This is a genomic window from Streptomyces sp. CB02959 (assembly GCF_002803155.1).
Classification (GTDB): Bacteria; Actinomycetota; Actinomycetes; order Streptomycetales; family Streptomycetaceae; genus Streptomyces.
The window spans coordinates 118,298-131,149 of sequence record NZ_NNBP01000014.1 but is presented as its reverse complement, the minus strand read 5'-3'; the positions used below and the strand labels follow the sequence as shown (position 1 = coordinate 131,149).

Below are 12,852 nucleotides of genomic sequence, written 5' to 3'. Positions count from 1 at the left end.
GTCGCGGCGACGCCGCTGGTCATCTCAACTGATCGAGTGCACTCCGCGAGAGGTCGTCGTCTCGGGGGCGCCGGACAGATAACCTCCGCGCCATGGGGACCTTCGCCGACGAAGCACGGTCGCGGCTGGCGAATCTGCTGCGCATGGCAGGGAACAGCGAGCGGGACCGGGCGCTGATCATCGCGTATGTGGAGTCCACGCCCGAACCGCCGCCGCTCGGACCGCGCGGCATCCACACCAGCGGCTGCCCGCAGTGCCGCAACACCATGTGGGGCCAGCGCGACCGGGACGGGCGGCCGATCGCGGTCTGCGCACGGTGCGGATTCGTCAAGGAGGCCGACAGTGGACTGTCCTGACTGCCGCCTGTCGATGCTGGAGCCGGGGCCGCAGAGCAACCGGCACTGCTGTTACCGGTGCGGTCGCGTCGCGGCGACGGGTGAGACCGCGGACGACATCACCATCCGCGAGCGGGGCCGGCAAGAGGCGTTCGTCCTGCTCGACTACGCGATGGCGCTGCGCGGCGGGTGCCGCACGCGCCTCCCGATGGAGGATCTGCCCATGGGCCAGCTCATCGAGACCCGAGGCTGCGGCAAGTGCGGCGGCACCATGTACCGCACCGTCGAGACGGACCAGGACGGGAAACCGACGCAGGAGAGCCAGTTCGTCTGCTCCGCCTGCGGACACATCGAGTGATACGGGCGGCGGGGTCGGCGCGGCGCCGGCTCACGGCCGGGCGAGCGCACGGTCGGTGAGGGCCGCCGCCGCTCCGGTGTAGTGGGTGGGGTCGGTGAGGGCGGCCAGGTCGAGGCCCTTGAGGGCGGGCTCGGCCGACAGCGCGTCGGCCAGGCTTCCGCCTCCCGTACGGACGGTGTGCGCGGCCTCGGCCAGCAGACGGCGGGCAGCGGACCGGCCAAGTCGGGCGGCGAGGACGGCGGTCAGCCGCTCCGACACCACCATCCCGTCGGTCAGGTCCAGGTTCGCGCGCATCCGCGCGGGGTGGACGTGCAGCCCGGCGACGAGTTCCGCGGCGTCCCGGGCCGCTCCCCCGACCAGGCGCAGCAGGTACCGCAGGGTTTCGCCCTCCGCGTGCCAGGCGCCGGCGGGCCGCTCGTCCTCCGCGGCGACGCACCCGTACAGCACGGCGGCCATCGCCGGCGCCCGGCGCGCGGCCGCGGCGATGAGCGTGGCCCGCACCGGATTCGCCTTGTGCGGCATGGCCGACGAACCGCCGCCGGCGCCCTCGCTCACCTCGCCGACCTCGGTGCGGGAGAGGACCAGTACGTCGGCGGCGAGCTTGCCCAGCGCCCCGGCGGTGAAGGCCAGGGCACTGGACAGATCGGCCACCGGGGTGCGCAGGGCGTGCCAGGGCAACGCGGGCTCGGCCAGGGCGACTTCCCGGGCGTAGCCGGCGAGCAGCCGCACCGCGGACTCCGGCGGCACCACGCCCTCGGCCTGCGCGTAGGCGTGGAAGGCCGCCAGGGTGCCGGCGGCGCCGCCGAGTTGGGCCGGGAGGGAGCGGCGTACGACGGTGAGGCGGTCCCTGGCGTCCAGCACCAGGCTGCGCCAGCCCGCGGCCTTCAGTCCGAAGGTCGTCGGGACGGCGTGCTGGGTGAGGGTGCGGCCCGGTAGCGGAGTGTCGCGGTGCTCGGCGGCCAGGCGCGCCAGGGTGCCGGCGGCGGCCTCCAGGTCGGCCGCGACGAGCCCCGTCGTCCGGTGGGCGACCAGCATCAACGCCGTGTCGAGGATGTCCTGGCTGGTGGCCCCGCGGTGCACGTACGGCGCATGGGCGTCGGGTACCGCCGCGGTCAGTGCGGCGACCAGCGGGATGACCGGGTTGCCGCCGCCGCGCCCGCGCAGCGCGAGGTCGCGGGTGTCGAAGCGGGCGGCGCGGGCGGCCTCGGTGACGGCGCGGGCCGCCTCCACGGGCGCCAGGCCGAGGGCCGCCTGGGCCCGGGTGAGCGCGGCCTCGGCGTCCAGCATCGCCTGTAGGAAGGCGGTGTCGCCGGTGGCGGCCTCGGCCGCCGAGCCCACCCGCACCGGGTCGAGCAGCCCGGTGTCACGCCCGCCGTCCGCCCCGTCGTGACCGTCGTGTACATCGCTGACGTGGTGACCGTCGTGCTCGTCGTGGTCGTGGCTCATGCGAACTCCAGGAACACCGTCTCCGCCGGACCCTGCAACCGGATGTCGAAACGATGGCTGCCCTGCGGTTCCGCGGCGGCCAACCGCGGCGCGCGCCGTTCGGGTGGCAGTGCGGCCGGCCGCGGATCCGTGGTCGGCGCCCGGTCCGGCGTCGGCGGGTACACCCGGGTGGGCAGGTGCCGGGTGCGACCGCGGGCGGAGGCACAGACCGCGAGGTGCGGGGTCGTCATGTCAGCGGCCCTCCTCGATCCAGGTGGCGGTGGGGCCGTCGAGGACGATGTCCCAGTGGTAGCCCAGGGACCACTCCGGCTCCGACCGGTCGTGGTCGTAGCGGGCGATCAGCCGCTGCCGGGCGGCGTCGTCGGTGACCGACTGCAGGATGGGGTCGTGGCGGAAGAGCGGATCGCCGGGGAAGTACATCTGGGTGACGAGCCGTTGGGTGAACGCGGTCCCGAAGAGCGAGAAGTGGAGGTGGGCGGGGCGCCAGGCGCCGCTGTGGTTCCGCCATGGATAGGCCCCGGGCTTGATCGTGGTGAAGGTGTAGCCGCCGTCGTCGCCGGTCAGCGTCCGGCCGACGCCCGTGAAGTTCGGGTCGAGCGGCGCGCGATGCTGGTCGCGCTGGTGGGCGTAGCGGCCGGCGGCGTTGGCCTGCCAGATCTCAATCAGTTGGCCGCGCACGGGGCGGCCGGACCGGTCGAGCAGCCGGCCGCTGACGGTGATGCGTTCACCGAGCGGCGCGCCCTGGTGCTGGCGGGTGAGGTCGTGGTCGAGTTCGGTGACGTCGGTCCTGCCGAACGCGGGCGAGCCCAGCTCGACGGCCTCGGGATCCTGCTGCAGGGCCACGGCGACCAGCGGCCGCTTGGGGTGCCGGAGCGCGCTGGACCGGTACGGCGGGTAGTCCCGGGTCGGGTGTGCGGTGCGCGCGGCGCCCTCGGCAACGGCCGTCTCGTACGCCTCCTGCGCCCGCGCGACCTCCCGGTCGATCTCGGCTTGTGTCACTGCCATAGTCCCTCAACTCCCCTTTCCACGTGTCTTGTTGATCTCGCTGCGAACCGGTGCGGCGGTCTTCTCGGCGATCTCCTCGGCGGTGACGCCCGGTGCCCGCTCGACGAGGACGAACCCGTCCTCGTCGATGTCGAGCACGCCGAGGTCGGTGATGATCCGGTCGACGCACCCCCGGCCGGTCAGCGGCAGCGTGCAGTCCGCGACGAGCTTGGCCGAACCGTCCTTGGCCGTGTGGGTCATGGCGACGAGGACGGTCCGGGCGCCGTGCACGAGGTCCATCGCCCCGCCGATCCCGGTGATCATCTTGCCGGGGACGGCCCAGTTGGCGAGGTCGCCGTGGCGGGACACCTGCATGGCGCCGAGCACGACGACGTCGATGTGGCCTCCCCGGATCATCCCGAAGGACAGGGCGGAGTCGAAGTAGGAGGCGCCGGGCGGACCGTGACGGTCTCCTTGCCGGCGTTGATGAGGTCGGGAGAGGAGCAGGAAGGCACCGTGCCCGCGCTCGACCTCAGCACCCACCCCGGCCATCTGGCCCGGCGGCTCCAGCAGGCACACACCCTGCTGTGGACCACGATCGTGTCGGAGGACGTCACGTCCCCGCAGTTCGCCGTGCTCAACACACTGGTCGGCGCAGACGGTCTCGACCAACGGACCGTGGGCGAGCGGGTCGGCCTCGACCGCCCCACCATCGCCGAGGCGGTCCGCCGCCTGGTCGCCCGCGAGTTGGTCGGCAAGGTGCGCGACACCAAGGACGCCCGGCGCTCCGTCCTGCACCTCACCGAGCGGGGCTCCCGTCTGCACCACAAGCTCTCCGGGCGGACCGCCCGGATGAACCAGATCTTCCTGGCCCCCCTGGATCCCCAGGAGCAGGCCGCTTTCCTGGAGTTGCTGCAACGGGTCTCGGACGCGACCGCGGCTCTGCGCAACCCCGCGACCCGGCTCCCGGACCGGCCGGCACCGTGACCCACCAGAGCGGACCGCACGAGCAACGACGGGGCCCGCCCCGCCCCCAGGCCGGAGTGGCCGGAAGGGACGGGACGGGCCCATTGCCTAAAAACCCTGAGTTACCGGGTCAACGACGGTCGCCTCAGCGCTTGCCGTGGTGGCGGTGGTGCTTCACAACCTTGAAGCTGCTGTTGACGCACACGTTGCCGAACGCCGGGTTCAACGCCGCAATGAAGTTCACGGTGTTGCCGCACAGGTTGATGGGAACGTGCACCGGCATCTGGATGAGGTTGCCCGAAAGCACGCCGGGCGAGCGGACGGCGGAGCCGGCCGCGTGGCTGTCGGCGAAGGCAGCCGAACTCCCGCCCAGTGCGGTCCCGGCCGCGAGAGCAGCCATGGCGGTAATCCGAGTGATCCGTGACATTCCGAACCTTTCGATCATTCCAAGCGACCCACTGCCGCTCCGTTCTTCCCTTCGGCACTCAGATCGCGACCATTAGGGCAACCGCTGACAATTCCCTCTTTCGCGTTGTTTTACTCATGTAACCCACTCTCCCGTGGCCCATTCCAGCGACCCCCGCCCCGCACACACGGCACCACCGGGCCACCCGGAGCCGGACCGGTCGGCCCCGCCCGCCCGTCAACCCGCCATCGGCGCCTGGCAGTAAGGGCAGGCGGTGGCTCCCCGGACCGCGGAATGGCGGCCACAGTCGGGGCACACCCGACCCAGCCAGCAGGCGTCGTCGCCGCCCTGCTCCGGCGGACCGCCCATCGCATCGCTCCGCAGGTGCCGCGCCAGGACCCGGGCATGACTGAGGTGTATCGGCATCACGGCGGTCTGCAGGACCAACGGCCCGCCCCGCGCCAGCCCGTGGAGGCGCCGGAGCCCCGCGGCGCGCACCGGATCCCCGAGTTCACACTCGTACCGGTCGGCGAAGGCCGGATACCTCGCCTCCCGCACTCCGTACCATCGCCACAACGCGGCCGACGGTGCGACGGCCGCCAGCCACACGTCCGGGTACGTGATCCCGGACGGGCGTCCCAGCGGCAGACTCCGGTCGACCAGCACCCTCGTCCCGGGCCACGACCGCGCGACGGCGTACATCGATTCCGTCCAGACGCTGCGGGCGGTCCCACCGGCGGCCTGGCCATGGCGTTCCGGTCGTTCCTCACCACTCACCGGGCGCACTCCTTGTCCTCGGACAGCCCTTCGAGGCTCTCACGCGCCGCGCACCGCGGAGCGGTCCCGCGCCCGGCCCGTGGATCAGACCTCACGGTCGGTACCGGGAACGCCGGCCGGTCGCACGCCGGCACTAAGCTGGTCCGGAGCGGTACGCACGAGCGAGGACCGATGGCTGAGGGCGAGCAGGAGCTGGCGGCCGCACAACGGCGCCACTGGCAGGAGACCTACGCCGCGCACCCCGGTATGTACGGGGGCGACCCCTCCGCCCCGGCCCGGTACGCCGCCGAGGTGTTCCGCACCGCCGGTGCCGAACGGGTGCTGGAGCTGGGCGCCGGTCATGGCCGCGACACCCTCCACTTCGCCCGTGCGGGATTCGCGGTCCACGCCGCCGACTTCAGCGCCACCGCCCTCGACCAGCTGCGCGGCGTCGCCCGGGACCAGGGCCTCGGCGACCGGATCACGACCGCCGTCCACGACGTCCGCGACCCCCTGCCGCTGCCGGACGACTCGGTGGACGCGGTCTTCGCGCACATGCTGTTGTGCATGGCCCTGTCGACGCGGCAGATCCGGGGCGTGGTCGCCGAGGTCCGTCGCGTGCTGCGCCCCGGAGGCGTCTTCGTCTACACGGTCCGGCACACCGGCGACGCCCACTACGGCGCCGGTGTCGCGCACGGTGACGACATCTACGAACACGGTGGTTTCGCGGTCCACTTCTTCGACCGCGACCTGGTGGACACCCTCGCCGCGGGCTGGCAGCTGACCGAGGTCCACGGCTTCGAGGAGGGCGGGCTTCCGCGCCGCCTGTGGCGCGTCACCCAGTCCCTGCCCCGGTGAGGCGAGCGGGCGGCCATCGAGGGCGAAGGCGGCCGGCTTGCAGGAGACGCGGGCGCTCGCGGCCGCCTCCTCGCGGGTGAGCGGGCGATGCTCGCGCCGGACCCGAGCAGGTCGGGGCCCGGTGCGGGGGATGCCCTAATTCCGTGAGTAGACGACGAGGACCTGCTCCGGGGCGTCGGCGACGGTGAACGCCGCGTGGCCGAGGGTCAGCTCGCCGCGGGAAGGGTGCCGGACGCGTTTGGTGCCGGTGCGGTGGGTGGCGATGTCGTACCGGGGCCACCAGGCGTCCGCCTCGACGCTGCCCGCACGCAGTTCCTCCGCGAGCCGGGCGAACCGCTCGTCGCCCGGGTGCCGTCCGGCGTTCGTCCGGAGCCGGGCGAGGACCGACTGCGCCACCGCCTCCCAGTCGACGAGTACGTGCCTGGCGTCGGGGTCGAGGAACACCCAGCGTGCGAGGTTCGGTCGCTCGGTGTCCCGCCGGAGGGCGAGCCCGGGGAAGAGCTCGGCCGCCGGGTCGTTCCAGACGAGCACGTCGGTGGTGGCGCCGGTGACGTAGGCCGGGGCGGGAGCGACGAGTGCAAGGACCGCGGCCACCTCGGGAGCGACGGTCTCGACCGGGGACGGGGGCGGGGCCTCGCGGGTGACGGCGTGCTGCCGGCCGGCGGCCCCGTCGGCCAGGGCGCGGAGGTGGGCCCGCTCGTCCCCGGCGAGCCGCAGGGTGTCCGCGATCGCCGCGAGGACCTGGTCGGAGGGGCGCACGTCCCGCCCCTGCTCCAGGTACGCGTACCAGGTCGTGCTCACCCCCGCCAGGACCGCGAGTTCCTCCCGCCGCAGGCCGGGCGTGCGGCGGCGGGCCGATCCCGGAAGTCCCACCTCGGCCGGGCTGGTCCGCTCGCGCCGCGCCCGCAGGAACGCGCCGAGCTCGCGCCGCCGGGCGGCCGCCACCGCGGCCTTCCGCTCGCCGCCCATCCTGGTACTCCCGGTTCCACCATCAAGCACGTCTGGATACCGCCTCTCGCGGCGTGTGGACTACGTCGTCATGAAGGCATGGCACATGACCACACCCCAAAGCGGCCTGCACCGCGCGGAGTTGCCCGACCCCCTGCTGCGCGGCGGCGGCGCGACACTCGATGTCCTCGCCGCGCAGGTCCCCGCGTACACCGGCGCCCTCGTGGCCGGCGGGCGCGGCGGATTCCCGACGCCGATCGTACTGGGGCCCTGCGGGATCGGCCGGGTGACGGCCACGGCTGACGACGTGTTCGGGGTGCGGCCGGGCGATGTCGTCGTCGCGTGCGGCCTCTTCCGGTCCGGTCGGGTGTCCCGTCCGGAGGAGGCGCTGCTGGCGTGGACCGGTATCGGCGGTGACGGCCGGGCCACCCCGACCACCGAGCGCATCCGCGAGGTGTGGCGCGACGGCCTGTACGCCGAGCGGGCGGTACAGCCGGAGCGGACACTGGTCGCGCTGCCCGGCGCGGACGCGTACCCGGCTCCGGAGCGGCTCGCGTTCCTGCCGTGGCTCGGCGTCGCGGCGGAGGCGATCGACCGCGCGGGGGTACGCGCGGGACACGTCGTCGCCGTGGTCGGCACGACCGGGCAACTCGGGGCGGCGGCCGTGCTCGTCGCGCTCGCCCGCGGTGCCGCGGCGGTCGTCGCGGTCGGGCGTCATCGTGGCTCGCTCGACGCCCTCGCGGGCCTGGACCCGCGCGTGGTGCCCGTGCCGCTCAGCGGTGACCGCGCCGCCGACGGGCGGGCGATCGCGACGGCTGCCGGGCCGGTCGACGTGGTCGTCGACACGCTCGGCGCGGTGCCGAGCCCCGACCCGACGATGGCCGGGTACGACGCGCTGCGTCCGGACGGGTCCTGGGTCCTCGTCGGCGGGGTACGGCAGGATCTGCCGATCCCGTACGGCGACTTCATGCACCGTCGGCTGACGCTGCGCGGATCGTGGATGTGCCGCGAGACGACCCTCTGCGAGCTGTGGTCGATGGTCCGCGGTGGCGTCCTCGACCTCTCGGTGCTCGACATCACGGTCGTCGGGCTCGACGACCCCGCCGCGGCGCTGGCCGCGGCCGCGCGCTCACGCGGGCTGGGCGTCGTCGTCCTGGTCCCGTGACGGTTTGGCGGACCGAACGCGGCCGGCCCCGCCTCGCTCGGCGGTGGGGCCGGCGTCCGCCCGCACCTCACTCGCGCCGATCCCCTTGGCATGGGCATGATTTGCTGCTTCACTGCGCACGTTAGGAAGGTTTCCTAACAACTCTGGACACGGGTCTCCACCTCCACTTCCGAGAGGACGGTTCCCCGATGGGCCGCAAGACCACGACGTCCCTGATGGCCGGCGCGGTGCTCACCGCCCTCCTCGCCCTCACCCCCCTCTCGCCCACCGGGGCCGGTCCGGCGCGCACCGCCGCCGCGAACCCGGTGCCCCGGGCCGCCGACCAGGGCCCGGACCGGCGCCCGGCGCAGCCGTTCCGCCACCCGGGCGTCCTGGTCGGCGGGCGACAACTCGCCTTCGTCAAGGACCGGTTGGGCGCCGGTGCCGAACCGTGGAAGTCCGCCTTCGCGGCACTGCGGGCCAGCCGGTACGCCTCCCTCGACTGGCAGCCCAAACCGCGCGCCACCGTCGAATGCGGCTCCGCTTCCCACCCCGACAACGGCTGCTCCGACGAACGCAACGACTCGATGGCCGCGTACACGGACGCGCTCCAGTGGGCTCTCACCCACGACCGGCGCTACGCGCACAAGGCGATCACGATCATGGATGCCTGGTCGGCCGTCATCCAGGAACACACCAACTCCAACGCCCAGCTGCAGACCGGCTGGTCGGGCAACAACTGGGCCCGGGCCGCCGAGTTGGTCCGGCACACGGGGGCCGGCTGGCCGGCCGCCTCCGTCGACCGCTTCGCCACGATGCTGCGCACCGTCTACCTGCCCGAACTGACGCCGGGCAGCCCGCGCAAGAACGGCAACTGGGAACTGATCGAGACCGACGCGCTCATGGGCATCGCGGTCTTCCTCGACGACCGCGATGCCTTCGACCGGGCCGTGACGATGTGGCGGAACCGCCTGCCCGCGTACGTCTACCTGGCGTCGGACGGAGCACTGCCGGTGCCCCCGCCGCACGCCGGCATCAACGGGAGGGACGCGCTCGTCAAGTACTGGCAGGGCCAGTCGGACTTCAGGGACGGGCTCGCACAGGAGACCTGCCGCGACTTCGGGCACACCGGTTGGGGTCTGGAGGCGGCCGCGCAGACCGCCGAGACCGCCCGGCTCCAAGGGCTGGACCTGTGGGCCGAGGGTCGGGAGCGCCTGGTCAAGGCCCTGGAGTTCCACACCGCGTACGACAACGGCGCCGGCGCACCGGACTGGCTGTGCGGCGGAACGGTCAAGGCCGGCCTCGGCCCCGCGGTCCAGCTCGCCTACAACGAGTACCACGTGCGGGAGGGCATCGCGATGCCGCACACCGAGCGGTACGTGGCCGCGCACAGCCCGTTCGGGGCCGACTACTTCATCGGCTGGGAGACCCTGACGCACACCGACGCCCCGTGAACGGTGCGCCGGTGCTGCGGCACCGGCCGGAGCCCGGTCGGCCCGGCGTCGGACCGCGGCCCGGGCCCCGCGCGAGCAGTCGCCGCGGGACGGGCGTCAGGAGCGGAAGCCGATGACGCCGAAGCCGGGCCGCGCCTCCGCATGCCGCATCCACTCCAGGCACTGCATGACGGCCTCCACCACCTCGGGCTCCAGCGGCGGCGCGTGCTCCGCCCGCTTGGTGGCCTCGAACTCCTCCAGCGCCCGCGCTATCTGCTTGGGTGTCCACTCGCCGCACCCCGGTGTGTCCGCGTACGGAACGGGCGCGGGCGGAGCGCCGTAGCCGAACGCGCTCACGGACACGGAGGTGATGCGCAGGTCCTTCAGCCCCTGGTCGACCGTCTCCAGCCAACCGCCGCGGTGCGGAGTGAAGCAGTCGTTGGCCAGGAACGAACCGGTCAACGCGCACAGCCTCTTGTAGGCGTAGCCGTACTGGAAGGCGTGGTGGGAGTCGTCGCTGAAGGGACCGCCGTGGACGACCGCGCGGAGCGCTTCGTAGGCGGTGGGGGCGCCCTGCTCGATCGCGTGGCTGAAGTAGTCGTCGTCGCGGGCCAGGTCGTCCGCGAACCGGGTGCGGATCACGTCCAGGAGCTCGTCGTCGCGGGACCCGACCAGGGCCCGGGTCGCGGCGACGTCGAGCAGGTAGACACTCAGGGAGGAACTCATGGCACGACCTTACGGGCGGCCACTGACAGTGCCGTTCTCCACGTGGCCGTGACTGGCCGGTCGCCCCGCCGCGCCCGGTGCCCTCAGGAAACCAAGGCCGGTCCGGTGGTGCCGAGTCGGGCGGGCAGGTGGGCGTAGCCGCGCAGGATCCGGGTGCCGCGGCGACGGGCTCCGGGATGGAGGGTGAGGTGCGGGAAGCGGCCGTAGAGGGCTTGCAGGCCGACCTCGGCTTCCATCCGGGCGAGGGCGGCGCCCAGGCAGTAGTGCCGTCCGCCGGAGAAGGAGAGGTGTTCTTTGGCGTTGGGCCGGGTGATGTCGAACCGGTGCGGTGCGGCGAACAGCGCGGCGTCGCGGTTGGCGCCGGCGAGCAGCAGGGTGACGATCGCTCCGCGTGGCACCTTTTGGCCGCCAACCGTGGTGTCACGGGCGGCGGTTCGCCCCGTGAGGAACACCGGCGGGTCGAAGCGGAGCATCTCGTCGACGGCGTTCGGCCACAGGGACGGGTCGTCGCGGAGGGCGTCGCGCTGGTCGGGGTGACGGTCGAGCAGGGCGATGCCGTTGCCGAGCAGGTTCACGGTGGTTTCGAATCCGGCGGCGAGCACGAGGCCGGCCGTGGCGCGCAGCTCGGTCCCGGTCAGGCCCCGGCCGTCTTCGTCACGGGCGGTGACCAGCTGGCTGAGGAGGTTGGCGCCGGGCTGCCGTCGGATCCGTTCGATGTGCTGCGCCAGCCAGGTGTCGAAGTCGGTCAGGCTGCGTTCGACGGTCAGGAACCGCCGCCAGGGCAAGCCGAAGTCGAGACTGGGTGCCGCGCCCGTACCGAAGCGGAGCACACGGTGCCGCTCGGCGTGGGGGACGCCGAGGATTTCGGCGATCACGGTGACCGGCAGCAGGCCGCAGTACGTGGTGATCAGATCGACGTCGGCGGCGCCGGGCGTGCGGCGTTGCAGGTCGTCGAGGAGTTCCTCGGCGATCTCCGCGGTGCGGGTGCGGAGTTGCTGCACGGCGCGCACGGAGAAGACGCGGGTGACGAGCCTGCGGTATCTGGTGTGCTCGGGCGGCTCGGTGACAAGCAAGGACGGGGGCTTCAACGGTCCGACGGGCGCGGACTCGCGGGCCCAGGAGGCCAGTTGCGCGAGCGTTCCCCCTGTGGCGGGTGCGACGCCGGTACGGAAGTCGTTGCTGGTGAGCACCTCGTGGACGACGGGGTGGGAGGCCGTGACGAAGCCGTAGCGGCTGCGGTGCACGGGCCCGTCCGCGCGGATGCGGTCCATCAGGTGGCGCTCGATCGCGGCCGCCTCGCCCTGGGAGCGCGGGTTCCGGGAGAGCGCCACCAACTGGCCGTGCAGGTCGCCCCGGCGCGCCGCGCGGTCCATGGCCAGCCGGGGCAGGGCGTGCCCGAGGGCCCACCGGACGTGGCGGGCGAACAGCCGTTGCGGGAGGGGGAGGCTACTCATGACGTGGGTCGCTTCCTTCCGTGGTGCGCCGGCCCGTACGCGCTCGGGCGGGGCACGGCCGGTCGCTTACGGGGGCGCGGAAAGGTGGGGTCGTCGGGCTCCTTGCGCAGGGCCGGTCCGGCGGGGCCGGCACGGTTGCCGCGCCGCACAGACTTGCACTGCAAGTCACTGGTGCAAGGACGCTAGACTTGCAGTGCAAGTGATGTCAAGGATCGGGCGACGCCGCAGCCGGACAGGCCGCGGCCGGGAGGGTGACGTGACGGTTCGAGGCACCGGCCGCGGCAGAAGACTCGGCCTGACGCGACAGAAGGTGATCGCCGCAGCCGTGGCGATGATCGACCGCGACGGCGCCGACGCCTTCTCCCTGCGGAAACTCGCCGTCGAACTCGACGTCGAGAACATGTCCCTCTACAGCCACGTGCCCAACAAGGACGCCCTCCTGGACGGCGTGGCCGAAACGCTCCTCGCCGAGGTCGACTTCCCGCAGAACGACACCGACAGCTGGCAGGACCGCATCCGCGCCCACGCCGCGGCCTTCCGCGCCGAGGCCCAGCGCCATCCGAAAGCGTTCCCTCTCGTACTCACCCGCCCCACGCGGTCCCCCGCGGCGCTGCAGGCTCTCCACTCCACCTTGGCCACCCTCACCGACCTCGACCTCGCCCCGGAGGAGAGGGTCCACGTCCTCCGCAGCTACACCGCCTTCATGATCGGCTCGATCATGCGGGAACTGGGCCACGCCATCTACCTGGGCTCCCTGGACGACCAGCAGATCCAGCAGCAGCGCGACGACATTGCGGCCACCGGCGACCCGGTCCTGATCGCCACCGCCCCTTACCTGACCGCCGGCAACCACGACGCCGAGTTCCACTACGGACTGGAACTGCTGATCGCCGGCCTGGCAGCCCGGGCCGGCGTCCCGTACGACGAAGGCCCCGCCAAGCCTTGACCAGGGACCGCGGCGCCCGCTCCCCGGGCGCCGCGTCACACCCAGGCGAACGGGCGCCGCACGCCGCTCAGCGCCGCCTTCCCGGGCCTCCG

General features: G+C 73.2%; 15 protein-coding genes and 1 pseudogene. 7 read left to right on the top strand and 9 right to left on the bottom strand.

The genetic code is table 11. The annotated features are described in order from the left end of the window. Positions 1–92 precede the first annotated feature (92 nt). Both CG747_RS23145 and CG747_RS23140 read left to right on the top strand, forming a co-directional pair. A complete protein-coding gene (locus tag CG747_RS23145) occupies positions 93–356 on the top strand; it encodes a hypothetical protein (protein ID WP_100603715.1) in 264 nt (87 codons plus the stop codon). Continuing rightward, a complete protein-coding gene (locus CG747_RS23140; RefSeq protein ID WP_146022136.1) occupies positions 343–693 on the top strand; it encodes a hypothetical protein in 351 nt (116 codons plus the stop codon). The genes CG747_RS23145 and CG747_RS23140 overlap by 14 nt, the downstream gene beginning before the upstream one ends. A gap of 30 nt (positions 694–723) precedes the next feature. On the opposite strand, the gene pcaB is transcribed toward CG747_RS23140, so the two are convergent. The 4 genes and pseudogenes from pcaB to CG747_RS23120 form a co-directional block, all read right to left on the bottom strand. Then, positions 724–2,139 (bottom strand): 3-carboxy-cis,cis-muconate cycloisomerase, encoded by a 1,416-nt coding sequence (gene pcaB, locus CG747_RS23135; RefSeq protein ID WP_100603713.1) that lies wholly within the window; start codon positions 2,137–2,139, stop codon positions 724–726. After that, positions 2,136–2,369 carry a hypothetical protein gene (locus CG747_RS23130; RefSeq protein ID WP_100603712.1) on the bottom strand — a complete coding sequence of 78 codons (234 nt, stop codon included), beginning with the start codon at positions 2,367–2,369 and terminating at the stop codon, positions 2,136–2,138. Before CG747_RS23130 ends, pcaB begins: the two co-directional genes overlap by 4 nt. Position 2,370: 1 nt before the next feature. Beyond that, positions 2,371–3,144 carry a protocatechuate 3,4-dioxygenase subunit beta gene (gene pcaH / locus CG747_RS23125; RefSeq protein WP_100603711.1) on the bottom strand — a complete coding sequence of 258 codons (774 nt, stop codon included), beginning with the start codon at positions 3,142–3,144 and terminating at the stop codon, positions 2,371–2,373. A 6-nt stretch (positions 3,145–3,150) separates the two neighbouring features. After that, positions 3,151–3,620: pseudogene (locus CG747_RS23120) on the bottom strand (CoA-transferase); the annotation flags it as partial. Positions 3,621–3,639: 19 nt separating this feature from the next. On the opposite strand from CG747_RS23120, the gene CG747_RS23115 reads away from it, so the two are divergent. Further along, positions 3,640–4,110: a MarR family winged helix-turn-helix transcriptional regulator gene (locus tag CG747_RS23115; protein ID WP_100603710.1), complete on the top strand. Its 471-nt coding sequence runs from the start codon at positions 3,640–3,642 to the stop codon at positions 4,108–4,110. Between the two features lie 124 nt (positions 4,111–4,234). On the opposite strand, the gene CG747_RS23110 is transcribed toward CG747_RS23115, so the two are convergent. Both CG747_RS23110 and CG747_RS23105 read right to left on the bottom strand, forming a co-directional pair. Then, positions 4,235–4,516, bottom strand: coding sequence for a chaplin (locus CG747_RS23110; RefSeq protein ID WP_100603709.1), 282 nt, complete (start codon positions 4,514–4,516; stop codon positions 4,235–4,237). A gap of 216 nt (positions 4,517–4,732) precedes the next feature. Further along, positions 4,733–5,272, bottom strand: coding sequence for a DUF488 domain-containing protein (locus tag CG747_RS23105; RefSeq protein ID WP_100603708.1), 540 nt, complete (start codon positions 5,270–5,272; stop codon positions 4,733–4,735). 171 nt (positions 5,273–5,443) lie between these two features. On the opposite strand from CG747_RS23105, the gene CG747_RS23100 reads away from it, so the two are divergent. Further along, positions 5,444–6,109 carry a class I SAM-dependent methyltransferase gene (locus CG747_RS23100; protein ID WP_100603707.1) on the top strand — a complete coding sequence of 222 codons (666 nt, stop codon included), beginning with the start codon at positions 5,444–5,446 and terminating at the stop codon, positions 6,107–6,109. Between the two features lie 135 nt (positions 6,110–6,244). On the opposite strand, the gene CG747_RS23090 is transcribed toward CG747_RS23100, so the two are convergent. Then, positions 6,245–7,078, bottom strand: a complete 834-nt coding sequence (locus tag CG747_RS23090) for a helix-turn-helix transcriptional regulator (protein ID WP_100603706.1) — start codon at positions 7,076–7,078, stop codon at positions 6,245–6,247. A gap of 85 nt (positions 7,079–7,163) precedes the next feature. On the opposite strand from CG747_RS23090, the gene CG747_RS23085 reads away from it, so the two are divergent. Next, a complete protein-coding gene (locus tag CG747_RS23085; protein ID WP_257980647.1) occupies positions 7,164–8,222 on the top strand; it encodes a zinc-binding dehydrogenase in 1,059 nt (352 codons plus the stop codon). 188 nt (positions 8,223–8,410) lie between these two features. Beyond that, positions 8,411–9,655: an alginate lyase family protein gene (locus CG747_RS23080; protein ID WP_100603705.1), complete on the top strand. Its 1,245-nt coding sequence runs from the start codon at positions 8,411–8,413 to the stop codon at positions 9,653–9,655. Between the two features lie 96 nt (positions 9,656–9,751). On the opposite strand, the gene CG747_RS23075 is transcribed toward CG747_RS23080, so the two are convergent. Together CG747_RS23075 and CG747_RS23070 are read right to left on the bottom strand one after the other, a co-directional pair. Next, positions 9,752–10,360, bottom strand: a complete 609-nt coding sequence (locus tag CG747_RS23075; RefSeq protein WP_100603704.1) for a hypothetical protein — start codon at positions 10,358–10,360, stop codon at positions 9,752–9,754. An 83-nt stretch (positions 10,361–10,443) separates the two neighbouring features. Next, a complete protein-coding gene (locus CG747_RS23070) occupies positions 10,444–11,814 on the bottom strand; it encodes a cytochrome P450 (protein WP_100603703.1) in 1,371 nt (456 codons plus the stop codon). A 256-nt stretch (positions 11,815–12,070) separates the two neighbouring features. On the opposite strand from CG747_RS23070, the gene CG747_RS47375 reads away from it, so the two are divergent. Further along, positions 12,071–12,760, top strand: a complete 690-nt coding sequence (locus CG747_RS47375; RefSeq protein WP_180985672.1) for a TetR/AcrR family transcriptional regulator C-terminal domain-containing protein — start codon at positions 12,071–12,073, stop codon at positions 12,758–12,760. Positions 12,761–12,852: the final 92 nt, after the last annotated feature.